Annotated in this window: 15 protein-coding genes and 4 pseudogenes; 15 read left to right on the top strand and 4 right to left on the bottom strand. The window is 46.0% G+C overall.

All coding sequences use genetic code 11. The features are described 5' to 3' along the window. Positions 1-79: 79 nt before the first annotated feature. Positions 80-1402: an ATP-binding protein gene (locus tag DW083_RS17630; RefSeq protein ID WP_122333293.1), complete on the top strand. Its 1323-nt coding sequence runs from the start codon at positions 80-82 to the stop codon at positions 1400-1402. A gap of 55 nt (positions 1403-1457) precedes the next feature. Here DW083_RS17630 and DW083_RS17625 read toward each other — a convergent pair whose 3' ends face one another. Continuing rightward, on the bottom strand, positions 1458-2888 hold the full coding sequence (locus DW083_RS17625) for an OmpP1/FadL family transporter (protein ID WP_122333292.1): 1431 nt from the start codon (positions 2886-2888) through the stop codon (positions 1458-1460). A 266-nt stretch (positions 2889-3154) separates the two neighbouring features. Here DW083_RS17625 and queC point away from each other — a divergent pair, with 266 nt between their 5' ends. The 3 genes from queC to DW083_RS17610 all read left to right on the top strand — a co-directional run bounded on the left by queC (position 3155) and on the right by DW083_RS17610 (position 5176). Beyond that, entirely contained in the window at positions 3155-3820 is a 666-nt protein-coding gene (gene queC / locus DW083_RS17620; RefSeq protein WP_122333291.1) for a 7-cyano-7-deazaguanine synthase QueC, read from the top strand. A gap of 1 nt (position 3821) precedes the next feature. Then, positions 3822-4286, top strand: coding sequence for a preQ(1) synthase (queF, locus tag DW083_RS17615; protein WP_115499843.1), 465 nt, complete (start codon positions 3822-3824; stop codon positions 4284-4286). Between the two features lie 110 nt (positions 4287-4396). Further along, a complete protein-coding gene (locus DW083_RS17610) occupies positions 4397-5176 on the top strand; it encodes a DUF1080 domain-containing protein (RefSeq protein WP_115499844.1) in 780 nt (259 codons plus the stop codon). A gap of 80 nt (positions 5177-5256) precedes the next feature. On the opposite strand, the pseudogene DW083_RS17605 reads toward DW083_RS17610, so the two are convergent. After that, positions 5257-7067: pseudogene (locus tag DW083_RS17605) on the bottom strand (DNA polymerase III subunit gamma/tau). A gap of 70 nt (positions 7068-7137) precedes the next feature. On the opposite strand from DW083_RS17605, the gene DW083_RS17600 reads away from it, so the two are divergent. The 5 genes from DW083_RS17600 (at position 7138) to DW083_RS17580 (ending at position 12914) form a co-directional block, all read left to right on the top strand. After that, on the top strand, positions 7138-7443 hold the full coding sequence (locus DW083_RS17600; protein ID WP_115499846.1) for a septum formation initiator family protein: 306 nt from the start codon (positions 7138-7140) through the stop codon (positions 7441-7443). Continuing rightward, a complete protein-coding gene (locus DW083_RS17595) occupies positions 7444-7770 on the top strand; it encodes a hypothetical protein (RefSeq protein ID WP_122333290.1) in 327 nt (108 codons plus the stop codon). It abuts the gene before it with no gap. Positions 7771-8031: 261 nt separating this feature from the next. Further along, complete coding sequence (locus DW083_RS17590; RefSeq protein ID WP_370039346.1) at positions 8032-10329, top strand: TonB-dependent receptor domain-containing protein; 2298 nt, start codon at positions 8032-8034, stop codon at positions 10327-10329. 39 nt (positions 10330-10368) lie between these two features. After that, complete coding sequence (locus tag DW083_RS17585) at positions 10369-11769, top strand: DUF4374 domain-containing protein (RefSeq protein WP_122333288.1); 1401 nt, start codon at positions 10369-10371, stop codon at positions 11767-11769. Next, complete coding sequence (locus DW083_RS17580; protein ID WP_122333287.1) at positions 11766-12914, top strand: PepSY domain-containing protein; 1149 nt, start codon at positions 11766-11768, stop codon at positions 12912-12914. The genes DW083_RS17585 and DW083_RS17580 overlap by 4 nt, the downstream gene beginning before the upstream one ends. Before the next feature lie 79 nt (positions 12915-12993). Here DW083_RS17580 and DW083_RS17575 read toward each other — a convergent pair whose 3' ends face one another. Continuing rightward, entirely contained in the window at positions 12994-13596 is a 603-nt protein-coding gene (locus DW083_RS17575; RefSeq protein WP_115499851.1) for an OmpH family outer membrane protein, read from the bottom strand. 27 nt (positions 13597-13623) lie between these two features. Continuing rightward, the gene (locus DW083_RS23100) at positions 13624-13842 is read right to left on the bottom strand and encodes a hypothetical protein (protein WP_115499852.1); all 219 of its coding nucleotides are present in this window, start codon (positions 13840-13842) and stop codon (positions 13624-13626) included. Positions 13843-13989: 147 nt separating this feature from the next. Here DW083_RS23100 and DW083_RS17565 point away from each other — a divergent pair. The 6 genes and pseudogenes from DW083_RS17565 (at position 13990) to DW083_RS17540 (ending at position 20467) form a co-directional block, all read left to right on the top strand. Beyond that, positions 13990-15446: pseudogene (locus DW083_RS17565) on the top strand (aminoacyl-histidine dipeptidase). Positions 15447-15633: 187 nt separating this feature from the next. After that, positions 15634-17109: a hypothetical protein gene (locus DW083_RS17560; RefSeq protein WP_115499854.1), complete on the top strand. Its 1476-nt coding sequence runs from the start codon at positions 15634-15636 to the stop codon at positions 17107-17109. A 6-nt stretch (positions 17110-17115) separates the two neighbouring features. Continuing rightward, positions 17116-18188, top strand: a pseudogene (locus DW083_RS17555) (endonuclease/exonuclease/phosphatase family protein). A gap of 36 nt (positions 18189-18224) precedes the next feature. Further along, positions 18225-18491: a hypothetical protein gene (locus DW083_RS17550; RefSeq protein WP_115499856.1), complete on the top strand. Its 267-nt coding sequence runs from the start codon at positions 18225-18227 to the stop codon at positions 18489-18491. Further along, positions 18479-18793 (top strand): type II toxin-antitoxin system RelE/ParE family toxin, encoded by a 315-nt coding sequence (locus DW083_RS17545; RefSeq protein WP_122333286.1) that lies wholly within the window; start codon positions 18479-18481, stop codon positions 18791-18793. The genes DW083_RS17550 and DW083_RS17545 overlap by 13 nt, the downstream gene beginning before the upstream one ends. Positions 18794-18797: 4 nt before the next feature. Next, a pseudogene (locus DW083_RS17540) lies at positions 18798-20467 on the top strand (peptidoglycan DD-metalloendopeptidase family protein). Positions 20468-20546 lie beyond the last annotated feature (79 nt).

Below are 20546 nucleotides of genomic sequence, written 5' to 3'. Positions count from 1 at the left end.
CTATTTGGTAATCCCAACATTCTTCCGTAACTTTGTTACCACCGTAACTGTTACCACCGTAACAAAACACAATATATATATGAAATTCTACAACCGGACAAACGAATTAGCTGAGCTACAGCGCATACAAGACTTATCATTCACGGATCATTCGCGGCTGACCGTAGTGACAGGCAGGAGGCGTATTGGGAAAACGAGTCTGATCATGAAGGCTGTTGAAGAGACACCGACTGTCTATTTGTTTGTCGGGCGGAAGAATGAGGCGACGCTTTGTGCCGAATTTATTCCTATGATAACACAGTCGCTAAACATTTATGTTCCGGATGGGATCAAAACATTCCGTTCGCTTTTCCAGTTCCTGATGGAACAGGCTACGACCAAAACGTTCAACCTCGTAATCGACGAGTTTCAGGAGTTTTATAATATCAATGAAGCCGTATATAGCGACTTACAGAATATATGGGACCAATACCGGTTGAAGTCGAAGATGAATCTGATTGTCTCCGGTTCGGTATATTCCCTGATGCAAAAGATTTTCCAACAGTCCAAAGAACCGTTGTTCGGCAGGGCCGACAATATCATCAGACTTTCGGCTTTCAACCTTCCTACCCTGAAAGAAATCATGCATGATTACAGGCCCCAATACACAAACGACGACCTGCTGGCACTTTATGCCTTCACAGGGGGAATCCCTAAGTACATCGAACTGTTCTGCGACAACAGAACATTGAGTGTAACGGAAATGATCGATTTCATGATACGGGAAAACTCTCCGTTTACCGACGAAGGAAAAAACCTGCTGATAGAGGAGTTCGGAAAGAATTACGCTACATATTTTTCTATCCTGAGCGCCATATCCGGAGGAATCAATACACAACCGGAAATAGAAGCAGCATTAGGAAACAAAAGTATCGGAGGACAGCTCAAAAGACTAATTGAAGACTATAATATTATTGCCCGCCAACGTCCTATTCTGGCAAAAGAAGGGACACAGAACGTCCGCTATGAGATTACGGATAATTTCATCCGCTTCTGGTTCAACTACTTCGACCGTAACCGCTCGCTGATAGAGATCAAGAACTTCACGGGGCTACGTTCCATCGTCAAAGCCGACTATCCGACCTATTCGGGTAAAATCCTGGAACTCTATTTCAAGCAACAGTTTGCGGAAAGTTTCCAATACCGTGCTATCGGCTCCTGGTGGGATGTTAAAAACGGGGAAAATGAGATTGATATCGTTGCTTTGAAACTGGAGAAAAACAAGGCCGTCATAGCCGAAGTTAAAAGACAGAAGAAAAACTTTAAACCGGAACTGCTGGACGCCAAAGTCGAACACATCAAACACAAACTTCTGGCTAAATATGAAATCGAAAAACGATGCCTCTCATTAGAGGATATGTAAAAAAGGGGGAATTGCAAAGCATCCCCCCCTTTTTCACTGATATAATATTTATCGATTAAAAAGCATAAGAAAGTCCGATAGCCGGCATTAAGGCCACCGTATCGTAGTTGCCACCGAATGTTCTCGGCTGTTTCAGCAAGTCAAGGTCCGTATAGGATCCGTCACGATCGAAGCCGCTTACATAAGAGAACGCGACATCCACAGACAGGTTTGTCAACGGACGGAAACTCAAACCGGCTGTCAACCCCAATTTATTCATACTCGGAGTTTCCGGATTCAGATAATCCTTTTCAACCGGTGATTCATCCAAGTAAACACCCAAACGGACATCCAGACGGTTGGTAGCAGCAAACTGGCCACCGATACGATAAATACAGGAATTCTTATATTTCTTCGGAGCATTGATATCATATTCGCCTAACTCTTCCGTAGGGTTGAAATTAACCGTTAGTGCATCATAAGCACTCCATCCAATTACCTGAACCTCACCGGAAAGCGTCCAGCGATTTGTCGGACAATAGGTAATCCCTACACTCCAAACACTCGGCAAAGGCAGTTCGGCTGAAAAAGTTCCTTTATCCAGTTCCGGTACTTCAATTTTTTCCGGCACGCCTGGAGTTCCCGGAGGTAGCATTCCCAACAAGCCGTTTACCTTCTGTAGCAGTCCTTTTAACTCCAACTCATTAGCATAATCTAACGCAACATCGCCCTCTTTAACGCGAGCCATCACCTTTGAACGATAAGAAGCTCCGATAGTAATCTTCTCGTTAATATCGAACATCGCTCCGACATTATATCCCAAGCGTACACCGGCATCACCTTTCAAACCGACAGAAACAGCCGAGATATTATCATATTTAGCCATAATTTGTTTCAACTCCTGAGGGATCATGGCGCCCAAAGCCGGATTGCCTGCCGTCAGTTTGTTTGCCAAGTCGCTCATGGCTCCCGGAGCAATCAGTGAACGATTCAGCGAGATATTACCAAACTCCATCATCAGACCTGCTCCAATACTCAGGCGATCCATGATTTTCCAAGAAACCGTAGGTTGTATATTAAACGCTTTCAAAGAAATATCCTGGATCAGATGTGAACCTCTCCAGTCATTTCCCCAATGGATGCCACTGCCAAACGGGGTGTTTACCATCACTCCGGCAGCCAGATTATCATAAATCTTAAATCCGGCATATAGATATAAAGGCGTACTGGCCTTATTATCCGTTTCAAAAGAATAATCGTCTGTTAATGATTTATATTTTGCCGTAGCAAAAACGCCTGATACACCGGCAGACAAGTCTATACTATTTTCCATAAACGCCAATCCGGCAGGATTGAAGTGCATGCTTTCCGCACCCAACTTCATAGCAACACCTACATGTCCCATACCGGCCTGCTTCGTACTTTGTGCATTTACTTGATAGCCTTCTGCGGCCACATACGTCATTGGAAGCATGGAAAGACATGCTAACGCGATAACTTTCTTCATAAAAACTTTATTTGTTAATACTTTATTTATTATGCCTTCCCGGGCATAAACGGCGGCAAAGATAAAGACTTTTTTCTAATACTGCACACTTTTAACAAGAATGTGCAGCACAAAACCCCAAAAGTTGTGCAACCGGTAGGCCGTTTTTGTCCTCTAATTTTTAATTTTCAATTCTCAATTTTCAATTAATAAAGTATCTTTGCAGTGAAAAGGAACGTTTCCTTTTCCGTGTGCTTGCTAAACCACGTACTAAAAACAAGAAAGATATGAAACATCAAGAAGCCGCTTTGGTCTGCTTCTCAGGTGGACAAGACTCCACGACCTGCCTGTTTTGGGCAAAGAAGCATTTTTCCCGCGTAGAAGCCGTTTGTTTTACTTACGGACAAAAACATTCCCTGGAAATCGAGGTTGCACGAAAGATCGCAGCCAACGCCCATGTTCCCTTCCAAGTATTGGATGTATCGTTGATCAGCCAGTTAGATTCAAACTGCTCGCTGACCCACACCGACATTGCGATGGATCAGGAAAAGCCGGCAGACAGCTATCCGAACACGTTCGTTCCGGGACGTAACATGGTATTCCTCACCTTCGCCGCCATCCTGGCACGCTGCAAAGGAATCTTCAACCTGGTAACAGGCGTTTCGGAAGCCGACTACAGCGGATATCCCGATTGCCGCGATACGTTTGTGCGTTCCCTTAACGTCACGCTAAACCTCGCGATGGATGAACAATTCGTAATCCATACCCCGTTGATGAACCGCGATAAAAGCGAAGTATGGGAACTTTCCGACCAGTTAGGCGTATTCGACCTCGTACGGACACAAACCCTCACCTGCTACAATGGCGTTATAGCCGAAGGCTGCGGCCATTGCCCTGCCTGCAAATTGCGCAATGAAGGATTAAAAAAATATATAGAGAGAAAAGGTAAATAGTATGGATACAAGAAAAGAAGAAAACGAACTGCATCTCTTGGGCGGTTCAACGGTCTACAAGCAAGATTATGCACCGGAAGTGTTGGAAGCTTTTACCAATAAACATCAAGGAAATGACTATTGGGTACGTTTCAACTGCCCGGAGTTCACCAGCCTTTGCCCTATCACGGGACAACCGGACTTTGCCACGATCTATATCGACTATATTCCCGACGTGAAAATGGTGGAAAGCAAAAGCCTTAAACTGTATCTGTTCAGTTTCCGCAGTCATGGAGCCTTCCATGAAGATTGTGTCAATATCATCATGAAAGACTTGATACGCCTGATGGACCCGAAATATATCGAGGTCACCGGAATCTTTACCCCTCGCGGCGGTATCAGTATCTATCCGTATTGTAACTATGGCCGTCCGGGTACAAAATATGAGCAGTTAGCCGAACAAAGGCTGTTCAACCATAAACAATAAAGGACATTTTTAAATGATTCCATAAAAAAACGGCAATATGGGAACTATAGTATTGCGTTTTTTATACATTTGCAACTAATAAATTCTAAACCATATAAAATATTTAGACCATGAACAAAAGCATTACAATGAAGACGGCTCTGGCCGCCTTGGCTTGTACAGCCTGTATCAGTGCAAGTGCACAAAAACAGTATCCCGAACAAGAAAAGATGAGACCCGGTATGTCCGAATACTGGACACCGCAACCGAAAATCGTCACTCCGGGTGACATAAAGACGAACAGCGCTCCTTCAGACGCTATCGTTCTATTTGACGGCAAAGATCTTTCAGCGTGGGAAACACCGAAAGGCGGTCCGGCTGAATGGACTGTAAAGAACGGAGCTTTTACAGTCAATAAGGAAAAAGGAGACATCCAGACAAAACAAAAATTTGAGAATTTCCAATTGCATATCGAATGGTGTGTACCGAAAAACATAAGCGGAAAAAGCCAGGCACGTGGAAACAGCGGTATCTTCCTGCAAGATATGTATGAAATCCAGGTATTGGATTGCTACGACAACGAAACGTATGTAAACGGACAAACCGGTAGTGTTTACAAACAGACTCCTCCTTTGGTAAACGCTATGCGCAAACCGGGTGAATGGAATGTATATGACATTATCTATACCGCACCGATCTTCAAGGAAGACGGAACTTACCGCGTTCCGCCTCATGTAACAGTGATCCAGAACGGTATCGTACTGCAAAACAATACGACTATCCTGGGAACTACGGAATATGTCGGCTTCCCGAAAGTAATCAAACATGGTGCAGGTCCGATCCGCTTGCAGTCACACGGAGATCCGAGCGAACCGATCAGTTTCCGTAATGTTTGGATCCGGGAAATGTAAGTAATTGAAAATTGAGAATTGAAAATTGAAAATGATAAGAGCGCGAAGCTAATTTTCAATTTTCAATTCTCAACTTTCAATTAATCGAGCGTCAGATTAAACTCATCCTTCAACTTAGCCAAAACCGGATTTATACTCAATAAATGCTCATACTTTTCAGCGGATGTGTAGGCCAGATGCTTCTGGTTCGTTTCGTCTATACGGACGCGCATCTGGATACGGGTATTCTTCAACTGCCCCCGCAAATAGCTCAAAATATCAATACAGTTATTCGTCAATTCGTCCTGTTGTCCGGGATTGTGCACACAGACCTCAAAATAATAATTATCCTGCAAAACCGGTTTGCAGTTGATCATCGTATTCTTCAGATAGACTTTCTTATCGATAGAAGCGGCAAACGCATCCCAATAATGCACCAAGGCTTCCTGGCTGAACGGGCTCTGCATCTCTTGCACGACAGTTTCCACATGTGTGGCAGACTGTGCCTTCGGATGCTCCACTCCTATCTCCTTTATGGATGTTCCGAATTGCGGCGGACGCGCCACTCTTTTCGGAGCGGTGGCGGGAGGCGCTTGCGGAATAGCTGACGAAGGCGGCACATGGGTGGAGACAACCTGCTGACGAGGTATAGCTCCTGTCATTTCCTGCGGAGACTGTACGGGCTTCTGCAAAGGGGGAGCCGATTGCACGGTATAAGTCTGACCGGCTGCCTGTTGGGATTGCGGCTGGACAGGAGCCTGCCCATTAGAGGCAATCGGTTCAATCAGGCCTTTTTTTTTATCCTCGACCGGTTGTCCGGTACTGCTCAATTGGCAAAGTTGGATAAGCGTCAACTCCAGCAACAGCCGTTTATTCCGGCTGGCGCGGTAATTCAGGTCGCAGGTGTTAGCCAGTTCAATCGCTTTGAACAGCAATTGATCCGGACAACGTTTTGCCATTTCCTTATAACGTTCGCGTATGGATGCTCCTACCTCAAACAAAATCAAAGTCGATTCATCCTTGCATACAAGCAAATCGCGGAAATGCGATGCCAACCCCGTTATAATATTCTGCCCGTCGAAGCCTTTGCTTAAAATATCATTCAATATCAGAATAGCGGAACGGACATTTCCCGAAAGCATGGCATCCGTCAAACGAAAATAGTATTCGTAATCCAGCACATTCAGGTTATCGATCACCGCCTGATAGGTAATGTTACCATTCGTAAAGCTGACAACCTGGTCAAAGATAGACAAGGCATCACGCATACCGCCGTCCGCCTTTTGCGCAATCACATTCAGGGCTTCCGGTTCAGCCGTCACTCCTTCACAAGAAGAGACATACTCCAGATGCTCCACCATATCGGCAATCGAGATACGCGAAAAGTCGTATATCTGGCAACGTGACAGGATGGTTGGCAAGACTTTATGTTTTTCCGTCGTAGCAGGATAAACAAGGCATGGTGGGGCGGTTCTTCCAACGTCTTCAGAAACGCATTGAAAGCTGCCGAACTCAGCATATGTACCTCATCGATGATAAACACCTTATATTTTCCGATTGGAGGCGGAATACGCACCTGGTCAATCAGCGAGCGTATATCGTCCACCGAGTTATTGGAAGCGGCATCCAGTTCATGTATGTTATACGAACGCTGTTCATTGAAAGCCTTGCACGATTCGCATTCGTTGCAGGCCTCTCCGTCGGCAGTCGGATTCAGACAGTTGATTGTCTTGGCAAAGATACGGGCACAAGAGGTCTTGCCGACTCCGCGCGGACCGCAAAAGAGATAGGCATGAGCCAGCTTGTTACTTTGTATTGCATTTTTAAGAGTAGTAGTCAAAGACTTCTGTCCCACCACGCTACGGAATGTAGAAGGACGATATTTCCTTGCCGATACAATATAATTATCCATTCTCTGCTTTTTTATTAATAAGACAAAGATACAGATAAAATTTTATTTACCTTTGCAAAAAGCAATTCCGATGTCACGCATAAAAGACTTTTATAATAAGTACCTATCTCGAATCAATGCCTACTGGCTGATAACGATTCTGTTTCTTGCCCTGACTTTTACGATGGGCGACAGCAGCTTGTATAAACGTTATACCTATGATGAAAGGATTCGCAGCCTGGAAAAAGAGATTAAACATTATCAGAAAGAAATTGAAGTCAACAGCAAAAAGCTGAACGATCTGCATACCGACAAGGAAGGACTTGAACGCTTTGCCCGGGAAGAATATTATATGAAGAAGCCAAACGAGGATGTCTATATTATCAAGAATAAGTAAATGAACGAAAAAGCAAGAACAATCGTTTTTAATATCTCCGCCCTCCTGTTACTCGCCGGAGCCGGATTATATCTGGCATTGCCTGTTGTCGCACCTTATCTGTTTGCCGTAGGAGCTGCAGGTATAGCCGTCAGCTATCTGACAATATCGACTAAAGAGATGGATTTCCGCAGGCGCAGGCTCCACCGTTATAATATCTTTGCCGGACTGTTGTGCATATTTGCCTCCGCACTGATGTTCAGCGGACGGAAAGAATGGGTGATCTGCCTGACCATTTCAGCACTGTTGCAGTTATACACAGCATTTGTCGCCCCTAAAAAAGAATAACGGTTTTCCTGTATCCGGAGAAAAGAGACCGTACCACACAAAATACCTACTTATAGTTACAATACTGTCAAAAATATAATTACAGAGACAAGTAAAATTACCTAAAATCCGCGATTGATGCGCTTCCCTTTTATAAAGACCTTTGCATCGTTTTATTAACGATACAAAACTCTTTATAAATTGAAAGCAACGATTCTTAAGATTTCCTTTTTATTCATACTCTTGTTACCAGCCGCATTTGTCTATTCACAGGACAGGGCAATGGTTTCCGGGAAAGTATTATCGACGGAAAAAGAAATTGTAGATTTTGCTACCGTCTATCTGAAAGGCACCACCTATGGAGTCACGACAAACGAACAAGGCATCTACCATCTGAAAGCGCCTGCCGGCAACTATACACTAATTATATCCGCCATCGGATATGAGACGGTGGAGAAAAAAGTCACGCTCATCGAGGGTGAAAGAGTGAAACAAAACATCACAATCGCACCTAAAACAGAAGAGTTGGAAGAGGTTGTCGTTGTCTCAAACGGGGTTAGCCGCCTGAAACGTTCAGCCTTCAATGCGGTGGCGCTTGACACCAAAGAGCTGCAAAACTCAACCCGGAGTTTGAGCGACGCATTGGCTAAAGCGCCGGGAATGAAAGTACGCGAATCCGGCGGTGTCGGCTCGGACACACAGCTTACGCTGGACGGCTTCAGCGGAAAGCATGTCAAAATATTTATCGACGGCGTGCCGCAGGAAGGTGTGGGAAGTTCTTTCGGGCTGAACAACATTCCTGTAAACTTTGCCGAGCGCATAGAAGTATATAAAGGTGTTGTCCCGGTAGGCTTCGGGACAGACGCTATCGGAGGTGTAATAAACATCATCACCAAGAAAAAACGTGACAGATGGTTCCTGGATGCATCCTATTCTTACGGCTCGTTCAACACACATAAATCCTATGTAAATTTCGGGCAAACATTCAAAAACGGTTTCACTTACGAGATCAATGCATTCCAGAACTATTCGGACAATGACTATTACGTAAACGCCCCGGTAGAAAACTTCGAAACGGGAAGTATCGACAGAAGCAAGAAAGAGCGTGTAAAACGTTTCAACGATACATATCACAACGAGGCAGTCATCGGCAAATTAGGCATTGTAGACAAGAAATGGGCGGACCGCCTGATCTTCGGTTTCACCTACTCGAATATGTACCAGGACATACAGACCGGCGTACGCCAGGAAATCGTGTACGGCCGGAAACACCGCAAAGGCCATTCGCTGATGCCGTCATTGGAATACGGCAAGCGCGACCTGTTCACCAAAGGATTGGACATGGTGTTGACCGCCAACTACAACAAAAACCTGACGACAAATGTGGACACCTCTTCCTACGAATACAACTGGCGCGGAGAAAAACACCTGATGAACTCCGCCGGAGAACAGTCCAGACAGTATTCACGGGCAGACAATAACAACTGGAACGGAACAATAACCCTCAATTACCGGATCGGCAGAATACACACATTCACCTTCAATCATGTGCTGAACACCTTCCACCGTTCCAACACCTCCCTGCTCGCAGCAGAAGAGATGAAAAGTGCCATTGCCAAAGAAACCCGAAAGAATATATCCGGTTTGTCTTACCGGTTGATGCCATCCGAGCACTGGAACTTCTCCGCATTCGGAAAATATTACAACCAGTTTGTAGCCGGTCCGATGGCTACTTCCTCCGCACAAGATGAATATATCCGGAACAGCCGTACCGTCAACTCATTCGGATACGGGGCGGCCGGAACTTATTTCATCCTGACCGGCCTGCAGGCAAAATTGTCTTACGAGAAAGCTTACCGCCTGCCGACCATCGAAGAAATGTTCGGCGACGAAGATTTGGAGATGGGCGAGTTAGGCATCAGACCGGAGAACAGCGACAACGTAAACCTCAACCTGAGCTACAACAAAACATTCGGCAAGCATTCCATATATGTGGAAGGCGGAGTCGTTTACCGCAATACAAAAGATTATATCCAACGCAACATCACAGACCTGAGCGGTGGCAAACAGGCCGCCACTTACATCAACTACGGCAAAGTGGAGACTAAAGGCTTCAATCTCTCCCTCCGTTACAACTTCGCCAATTGGGTGAGTGTCGGAGGTAACTTTACCCAGATGGACGTGCGCGACAGGATGAAAACCTCCATTTCCAGCAGTGCCGAAAACCTGGCCTATGGGGAACGGATGCCGAACCTGCCATACCGCTTTGCGGATTCGGATGTATCGTTCTACTGGCGCAACCTCTGGAAAAAGGGCAATGTGCTGACCGTTACCTACGACAATCAGTACCTGCATCGTTTCACTTACTATTCTTCCGCCATCGGAGCACAAAATAACGACTATGTGGTGCCCAACCAGTTCTCTCATAACCTGTCTCTTTCTTACAGCCTTCAGAACGGGCGGTACAACCTGTCATTCGAATGCCGCAACTTCACAAATGAAGACCTGTACGACAACTTCAGTTTGCAGAGAGCCGGACGTGCTTTCTACGGCAAAGTAAGAGTTTACTTCGGAAATTAATTCATTATCATAATTACTAAATATAAATACATTTACAAGATGAAAAAGAATCATTTACTCATCGGTATCACCTCTGCCCTGTTGGCAGGCGGCATGTTTATTTCCTGTAGCGACAACGAGATTCCGGCACCCAACCCGGGACCGGGAACAGGCGATGCACAAAGCGCATTCATCATCCCGGCTTCCGTTACGGCTTCCGGAAATACGACCAATGTCCTGCTAACAGCCGAAAGCATAGACGAAGGAACGATCACAACACAAAATAACGGCCTCGTCAATGACGGTGCGACACAATGGGTGTTCTACAAAGATCAGTATCTATATGGTTTGACTTACAACCAGGGCAACGCCGGAGACACCCGTTCGTATGTCCTGAATGCAGATGGCAAACTGGAGACACGTTCACAGAGCTATAAGGTGAAGCGGTTCACAACCTACGGCATTTACGACAAGTATATCATGACCCTCTCATCGGGCGACGGTCCTACGGAATGGGCGGACGAAAACGGCTACGTGCCTCAGTCGTTCCTGGTTTCATGCCTGGACGTGGCAGCCGAGACGAAGACAGACAACGATACAAAGGATAAGAACTTTCTGTCCGAGAACTTTCTGGGCAACGGCGAGTACGTGACACTGGCGGGCATCTTGGAACACAACAGCAAGATTTACAGCGTGGCAGTCCCGATGGGATTGAGCCAGTACGGAACGAAAGACGGAAACGGGAAATGGATCTTGCCGGGCAACGAAGACCTGGTTAAAACCGAATCCGGAGGCTCAAACAGCAGCGCCTACGAAAAAGACGAATTGTTGTGGACACAATACCCCGATTCCTGCTGGGTGGCAATCTTCAACGACGAGACATTCGCGACGAAGAAGATCATCAAGACCGGTAAAATCAGCTATGCTTGCGGACGTTTCAAATCTCAATACTACCAGATGATCTGGGCAGCTGACAATGGCGACATTTACGTCTTCTCTCCCTCATACGCCAAGACCATGACTGATCCGCGCCAGCAAACCAAACTGCCGGCCGGTGTAGTCCGCATCCCGAGCGGAAGCGAAGACTTCGACGATTATTATTGCAATATCGAAGAGCAAAGCAACGGAAAATCATTCCTCCGCAGCTGGCATATCACGGAAGATTACTTCCTCTTGCTGATGTACGACCGCCCCTTCAGCGAAACCGGTTATACGGCAAATCAATTGGCTGTATTCAAAGCCGGCGACAAAAAGCTGACCTACGTCACCGGCCTTCCTTCATCAGACCTGATCTCAGGCTTCGGCAGTACACCGCATATCGAGAACGGCAACGCTTACATTGCAGTGACCTTGACCGACGGAGACCCGGCTATCTATAAAATCAATCCGGCAAATGCCAGTGCAACGAAGGGTGTAACGGTAAAAGCAACTCAAATATCCGGTATCGGTAAATTGAAATGAAAAAAGTCTTTGCAAAAATACATCTCTGGTTATCGATTCCTTTCGGTATCATCATTGCGATTGTCTGCCTGACAGGGTCGATCCTGGTATTTGAAACGGAGATACTGGAGTTCTGCTATCCCTCCCGCTATTTCGTAAAAGAGGTAAAAGGGGAACCGCTGTCGCCGGCTGCATTAATGGATGCAGCCCGGCAACAGCTGCCCGACTCCATAAAGATAACGGGCATACGGATTTCCGCCGATCCTGAGCGGACCAGCCAATTGATCTTACCCGGGAAAAAAGCAGCTTGCTTTATCAATCCTTATACGGGAGAAATAACCGGAATAGACGATGGCAAAGGGTTCTTCATGAAAATGATGCGCCTCCACCGTTGGTTACTCGATGAATACAAACGCGACGGCAGCTTTGCCTGGGGAAAAGCAATTGTCGGCTATTCGACGCTGGCACTGGCAATCATCATCATCAGCGGACTTGTCATCTGGTATCCGCGAAACAGGAAAGTACTGAAGAACCGGTTGAAAATAAAGACAAAAACCGGCTGGTTCCGCTTCTTCTACGACCTGCATGTTTCAGGAGGTTTTTATGCAGCCCTGCTCCTGCTTACCCTTTCGTTGACAGGATTAACGTGGTCGTTCGGTTGGTATCGTGATGCATTTTACACCGCGTTCGGCGTCAGCACAAACCAGACGCAGCAGGCTCATGCGTCGGCCCCGTCTACGTCAAAAGAAGCTCCAGCCCGAGGACATTCAAACTCTTCCGAAAGAGAAGGGAGACAACAGAAAAAGGTGGATTATCTCCAATGGGATGAAGTCTTATCCGAACTGCAAAGCCGTTATCCGAAATACAACTCGATTACGCTCCAGAAGGGCTCGGCAACAGTCTCTACTGCCAATTACGGGAATACAAGAGGTAGTGACCGTTATTCATTCGATCCGGCTACCGGAAAGATAACCGACATCCAATTGTATAAGGACCTTCCCAAATCAGGGAAGATCAGAGGATGGATCTACTCCGTTCATGCCGGAACATGGGGAGGCATGACGACCCGGATATTAAGTTGCCTGGTCTCATTCCTCGGAGCAGTCTTTGCCATAACAGGTTACTATTTCTGGATCAAAAAGAAAGTCAGGAAGAGAATACCCTAAGTCCTACAAACAAAAAAAGCCCGGAGTCGTTTCAACTCCGGCTTTTTTTGTTTCAGACTTTAAACGCCTTTTTTATATCTTACTTGGCGGAAGAATAGTTCTTATTCAACACTTCAAGAAATTCAGCTGTGATATCATACGCATGGTTCGCCAACAAAATATTGTCACCCATTGTATTGCTGAAAATAATCTGGTACCCTTTTGTCTGGTTGTAAGCTGTCAACTGTGCAACGATCGTATCGCGAAGTTGTCCGTTCAGTTCCATCTGCTTGGTTGCCAACTCCTGTTCTTTCTTTGCTGCATAATCCTGAAGTTCCTGCTGCTTTTTCTGCAAACGGTTTCCTTCCTGTTGAGCTCTTTCCGTAGTCAGGAAAGCATTTGCTTCATATTTACGCTGAAAATCATTCAATTCAGTCCGTAAAGCATTTGACCGCTGGGTCATATCTAAACGATAATCTTCCTGCATTTTGAGAATACGTTCATTCAAATCCTTTGAATAATTGTAATTCGATAAAAGAGAGTCTACATTTACATATGCTACAGGAAGCAAATTAGTAGAATCTCCCTCCGTTGTAAAAGCCGGAGTTACTGTGGATTCTTTTTTTCCGGAAAACTGCATAACGAACAAAATTATGACAGCCACCGCGAGCACACCATTAATTACGTAGTTAATGTTCTTCATAAAGTGTAAATTAAATCTTTATTTATTTTATTCTTCTATTTCTTTTATCTTATCATATAGATTCTTCTGCATACTATCCCGCCTATGCTGGGTTTTAGCACAACATATACCCTTTTCCCTTAGTGCCGCGTTACCCTCGATATGTGTATTGGGAAATCTTCCTCCTTTTTTGAAAAGGACTTTTACACTGAGCAACACAACACAAATAACAAGAATTATGACCGTAATCAATAACGTTGCAAGCATTTTCTCTATATTTGTGGACGCAAATATAAGAGTTTAAGTGATTGGAAAGTATGTTTTTGGTATTTAATTGTACTTTTTTTCATACCGAACTCTGTTTATAGCGGTATTATTAACTATAGAGTAGCATCTATAATATATTGTAACATTATGAAGATTACTGATTTAAAACCTGAGATCGTCTGGAAGTTCTTCCACCAAGTAACACAAGTGCCCCGTCCTTCAAAGAAGGAAGGAAAAATGATCGAATTTCTCGAATCATTCGCCAAACAGTATAAAATAGCAATCAAGAAAGATGCCGTAGGCAATATCCTGATGTCAAAACCGGCAACCCCCGGAAAAGAAAGCCTGCCGACAGTAGTCCTGCAGTCACACATGGATATGGTATGCGAAAAAAATAACGGGACTGCCCACGATTTCGACAACGATCCGATCGAAACAATCGTTGACGGCGATTGGCTTCGTGCCAACGGGACGACGTTAGGAGCCGACAATGGCATCGGTGTCGCTGCCGAGCTTGCAATCCTTGCTTCCGATGATATCGAACACGGTCCGATCGAATGCCTCTTCACGATTGACGAAGAAACCGGGCTAACCGGAGCAAAAGCTCTCGAAAAAGGCTTTATGACAGGTGACATCCTGTTAAACCTCGACAGCGAGGACGAAGGCGAAATCTTTATGGGTTGCGCCGGAGGTAAAGACACGCAGGCAGTTTTCCACTACGAATCACAACCGACAAATCCGAACATGCAGTATTTCATCATCGACGTGAAAGGCTTGAACGGCGGACACTCCGGTGGTGAAATCCATAAAGGATTGGGGAATGCCAATAAAGTGCTGGTACGCTATCTGTATCTGTTAGGTGCACAGGTCGATTTCACACTCTGCTCGATCAGCGGAGGCAACCTGCGTAACGCAATCGCCCGTGAAGCGCATGCCGTAATCGGCTTGTCGCCCAATGATAAGGAAACGGCACGTGTCCTGCTCAACCATTATACGGCAGACATCGAAAACGAGCTGAAGCATGTAGACCCGAACGTTCGTATTTCCATGGAATCGACCGAACAGCCGGAAAAATGCATCAGCAACGCATGGAAAGACAAAGTGATCTGGGCCCTGCACGCCTGTCCGCACGGCGTAATCGGCATGAGCATGATATCGAAGGATTGGTTGAAACCTCTACCAACCTGGCCTCTGTCAAGATAGGACCGGACGATACGATTATCGTAGGAACAAGCCAGCGCAGTTCGATCGAATCCTGCAAGAACATGATTGCCAACCAGGTAGCATCCGTATTCAAACTGGCAGATGCAGTAGTTACTCACGGTGACGGTTATCCCGGATGGGCGCCTAACCCGGACTCTAAGATACTGAAAGTGGCTCAGGAGACTTACAAACGTCTGTTTAATAAAGATGCCAAAATAATGGCGATCCACGCAGGATTGGAATGCGGCCTGTTCCTTGAAAAATATCCGAATCTGGATATGATTTCATTCGGTCCGACACTTCGCGACGTGCATTCGCCCAACGAACGCATACAGATCGATACCGTAGGTTTGTGGTGGTCGCACCTGCTTGAATTATTAAAGAGCATCCCGGCAAAATAAAACGGTATATTTTCCGTTATAAAAAGAGGATTAACATTTCGCCGATGTTTTTCCTCTTTTTTTATGTTAAGACGTGAAAACTTATTTATGATAAATTTGTTTTCATAAAACATAATATGACAATCAGGCAATATCTCAACACGTAGAAGCAGAATGGGTATATTGCCACATTATTAAATTGAATAAGATGAAAAGATTAGCCGCTCCGTTACTCATACTATTTTTAATGGTATTCAACCTGTTGTCGTGCGACGGGCTGGACGAAAACTATTCAACCAATCCGAACCACCAACTGAGCTTCTCGGCAGACACGCTCTCTTTTGATACGGTGTTTACGACAATAGGTTCCGCAACCAAAGAGTTCATGATCTATAACCGTAACGACCAACCGTTGATGATCGGCGAAATCATGCTGGCAAGCGGTGAAGAGACCGGTTTCCGCATCAATGTGGATGGCCGCAAAGGCGACCATTTCCAGGATGTAAGAATACAGGCGCAAGACAGTTTGTATGTTTTTGTTGAAGTCACAGTCAATCCGAATGCCTCCAACCAACCGTTGCTGATCGACGATTCCGTGATCTTTATAACAAACGGAATCAAACAATCCGTGCGCCTCGAAGCATACGGACAAAATGTAAACCTGTATAAAAATGGGATAACATTAACACAAGACACTCATTTCACAGCCGAACGCCCCTATCTGATTTACGACAGCCTGATGATTGCTCCCGACGTTACGCTGAATATAGACCCGGGATGCATCTTCTATATGCACGACGCGGCAAAGATCATCACCTATGGGACTTTGCTCGCCAAAGGGACACGCGAACAGCCGATCCTGTTCCGGGGAGACCGCCTGGATTTCATTTTGGACGACGTCTTGCCTTACGACCGCACGCCATCCCAATGGGGAGGCATCTTCTTCCGTCCGGAAAGCTACAATAATATAATGGACAACGTGATTGTACGGAACGGAAAAACCGGCCTCACATTTGAGAAATCCTCTCCGGAAGAATCCAAACTGAAATTGAGCAACTCCCAAATCACGAATATGGGCGAGAACCTCTTCTCCGCAATCAACTGCAATATCGAAGTCAGCAATACGGAACTGACCAATGCGAAAGACTGTGTCGTGGTCCTGATCGGAGGAGAATACCATTTCGTCCATTGTACGCTTGCTAATTTCATGACACTGAATAAAAGGGAGCAACCTTGCCTGACCCTGACCAATAATAAAATAGTCGATTCGCAAAAAGAGACGTATCCGCTGAAAGCGACTTTCGACAATTGCATCATTGACGGCAGCTTCAGTGCCGGCGAAAAGGAACACCAGGGAGAGCTGAACTTGTCTATCGACGGCATCGCTTCGTTCGACTACCTGTTCAACCACTGCGTGATCAAGACATCGGGCAGCAACAACGACCAGTTCAAAGATGTACTGTTCACTAAGACAAGCCCGTCTTACCGACTGAAAGGCGGTGAAAAGAATAAATACCGTTTCGACTTCCGTCCGGATTCGGCAACGACATTAGGCGTAGGCAAAGCCGATATTTTCATTACGCAACAATATCCCGTGGACCGCTACGGCGTAAACCGCCTCACGAATGACGGCCCGGATATCGGAGCATACGAATTTGTACCGAAAGAAGAAGATGAAAAATAAAACGATATGATCAGAATCTTAACTATGACGTTTTTCATCCTGCTCCTGTCCGTTATCTCTTCAAAAGGGCAAACGGATTTCCGGGTGATGAGCTATAATGTCGAAAACCTGTTCGACGCGGAAGACAATCCACTGACAGCCGACGAAGAATTTCTTCCTTCCGGCAACCGCCACTGGACGGGTGGACGGTTTTACCATAAATTGCAACAAGTGGCAAAAGTGATCACCGCCGCTGGCGAATGGAGCACTCCGGCTCTGGTCGGCCTTTGCGAAGTGGAGAATGACTCCGTTCTTGTCCGGTTGTTGCACCAGACACCTCTCCGTCAGCAATATTACCGCTATTGCATGACACATGGAGAGGACACACGCGGCATCAACGTGGCGCTGCTCTACCAACGGGACAAGTTCTGTTACTTGGGACATGCCGAACAGCCGGTCCGTTTCACGCGGAAACAACACAAGCACACCCGCAACATCCTCCACGTATGGGGAGAAGTCCTCACCGGCGACCGTCTCGACGTCTTTGTCTGCCATTTCCCCTCCCGCTACGGAGGAGAGAAAGAGAGTGAACAGGATCGCTTCGACGCCGCCCGCACATTACGGTCGTTATGCGATTCCGTCTACGCCCTCCACCCCACTCCGCATATCTTGATCATGGGAGACTTCAACGACACTCCGGACGACATCAGCATCCGGCAAATATTGGATGCGCATCCGTTTCCAATCCGATGGGCATCCGTTCCGGATTCCATGCGCATCGAATCCCAAACGGACAGGCATCCGTTTCTCCGCCTGTGCAATCTCTTCGCCGAACGGAAGACACATCCTTCAGGCAGCCATAAATATCAGGGCGAATGGAGCCAACTGGACCAGATCATTGTCTCTTCCGCCCTGGCCGACACGACAGCTGCCATGCACCTCGTTCCCGGAAGCGCCCGCATCTTCTCACCACCCTTCCTGCTCACCAAAGATAAAACATGGCGCGGCGAACGCCCTTTCCGCTCTTACTACGGCTTCAAATACGAGGCGGCTACAGCGACCACCTGCCTATAATCGCGGACTTTCTTTTATCGAAATAAATTATTACTTTTGTAATCAACTATAATGTTACAAACATGACTACAATAGAATTACAAGCAAGAAAAGCGATTCTCATCCAGGAGATTCTAAATCTCAACACGGAGACAGCAATTGCAAATCTGGAAAAATACATACGTAAGCTTAGCAAAAGTGCGGAATGTCCAGATTTATGTTGCTATACGCACGAAGAAAAAATCAATCGGTTAAATAGTGCTGAAGCGGAATTTGAAAAAGGGATATACACTTCACACGATGAAGTCAAAAACCGTATTGAAAAACTGAAACTATCATGGAAACATTAACTGTTCGCTGGAACAATGATGCTTCGGATAAATTCATTGAATTGGCACAATGGTTCGAGACTCATATGGGAGAAAAAGCAGCCAACAAATTCATCGAAGGTATCATGCATAGCATTGAATTACTTACAACCAATCCTCAACTTGGATTTGTGGAACCGGAATTGTCTGGACGAAGTAAGCAATATAGGGCCATTATTGAGCATAAACGCTACAAGATTATTTATTTCGTAGAAAATGACGCCATTCACATCGCTGATATATGGAATTGTCTACAAGATAATTCAAACTCTAAAATCAAATGATTATATGTATAAACTATATATCGCCATTCTTGTCTTTTGCATACAAACAATCAGCGCCCAACAACTCCGGCAGCCGCTCGATCTTCCGATTCTGCTGAGCGGGAATTTCGGGGAGCTGAGAAACAATCATTTTCATTCGGGAATAGACTTTAAGACACAAGGGGTAGAAGGAAAAGCGGTCCATGCCGTGCAGGAAGGATATGTGTCCCGTATTTCCGTCAGTCCCTGGGGATATGGAAACGGTCTGTACCTGGCGCATCCCGACGGGACGACAACCGTTTACGGACACCTCCAACGTTTCGCCCCGCCCATCGCCGAATATCTCAAAACCCAACAGTACGAACAGGAAAGTTTCAACGTCAACCTGTTCCTCACACCGGACCAGCTTCCGGTCAAAAAAGGCGAATTAGTCGCCTACAGCGGTAATACGGGAGGCTCAGGCGGCCCGCACCTGCACTTCGAAGTACGCGACACAGAAAGCGAAGAAGTCCTCGACCCTATCGAATATTTCAAAGAGAAGATACCGACACCCGTTCCCCTAAAATACAAGGCATCCTGGTCTGTCCGATAGAAGGCAAAGGCGTTGTGAACGGCAGCAAACGGAAACTGGAGCTAAAACCCGTCACAGCTAAAAACGGCAAGCAGGCACTCACAGGCAAAATAGAAGCTTGGGGAGAAATAGGCCTCGCAGTGAAAGCATACGATTACATGGACAACACGACCAATATATACGGAGTAAGAGAAATCACCCTCCGGCTGGACAGCCAGATTGTCTATCACAGCGACCTGGACCGCTTCGCCTTCGACGAGACACGTTTCCTGAACAGCTACGTGGATTACGAAGAGTGGAAGGAGCACCGTTCCTTTTATATGCGCAGTTTCGTCGAGCCGGGTAACCGCCTCCGCTTTATCGAAAGCGCCAACCGGGGAATCATCAACATTGATGAAGAAAAAACATATCATCTTACCTATACATTGGCCGACGTATTCGGCAACACCACCCAACTGTCTATTTGGATAGAAGGCAAAGAACAGGAAATACCGGAAATCAAAATGGAAGGGACCGAACTGTTCCATTGGGTTGCAGACAACCGTTTCGGAGCAAAAGGCATCCGGATAGTCCTTCCGAAAGGCAACCTGTATGATGACCTGTATTTCCGTTATTCCGTGAAAGAAGACAGTACGAAATTGGCCGATATACACACCCTGCATAACCGCTCTGTCCCGATTCACAAATCGGCGCAATTATCCCTGCGTCTGCGGATCGACACACTGGAAAACAAACAGCAATATGGCATCGTACGCATCCAGAAAGGCCGTCAATCCTGGATAGGCGGCACTTACCGGAACGGCTGGATAGATGCGGATATCCGTGAATTAGGCAACTATACGATCAGTCAAGACACGCAGGCGCCGACCATCACTCCGCTCAACGCCAATCTCTGGATCAGCAAACAGGCATTCACATTCCGCCTGTCCGACAACCTGAGTGGCGTGCAGACATATCGGGGAGAGATAGACGGGCAGTATGTTTTGTTTGAAATGAACAACAAATCAGTCATCACCTATCACTTCGACAAGGAACGGCTCGAAAGAGGAAAACACGCGCTCCAGCTGACCGCGACTGATGCCGCAGGAAACCAATCGGAGTACACATACTCTTTTACCTGGTAAATATCAGCCTTAAATGTTGGAGATTACCAATTTATTCGTACCTTTGTTAAATTTAAAAACATAAAATTCTAAATTAAAA

The organism is Parabacteroides sp. AF48-14, assembly GCF_003477465.1.
GTDB classification, from domain to species: Bacteria; Bacteroidota; Bacteroidia; order Bacteroidales; family Tannerellaceae; genus Parabacteroides; species Parabacteroides acidifaciens.
This window is presented reverse-complemented; position numbering and strand designations above follow the sequence as displayed.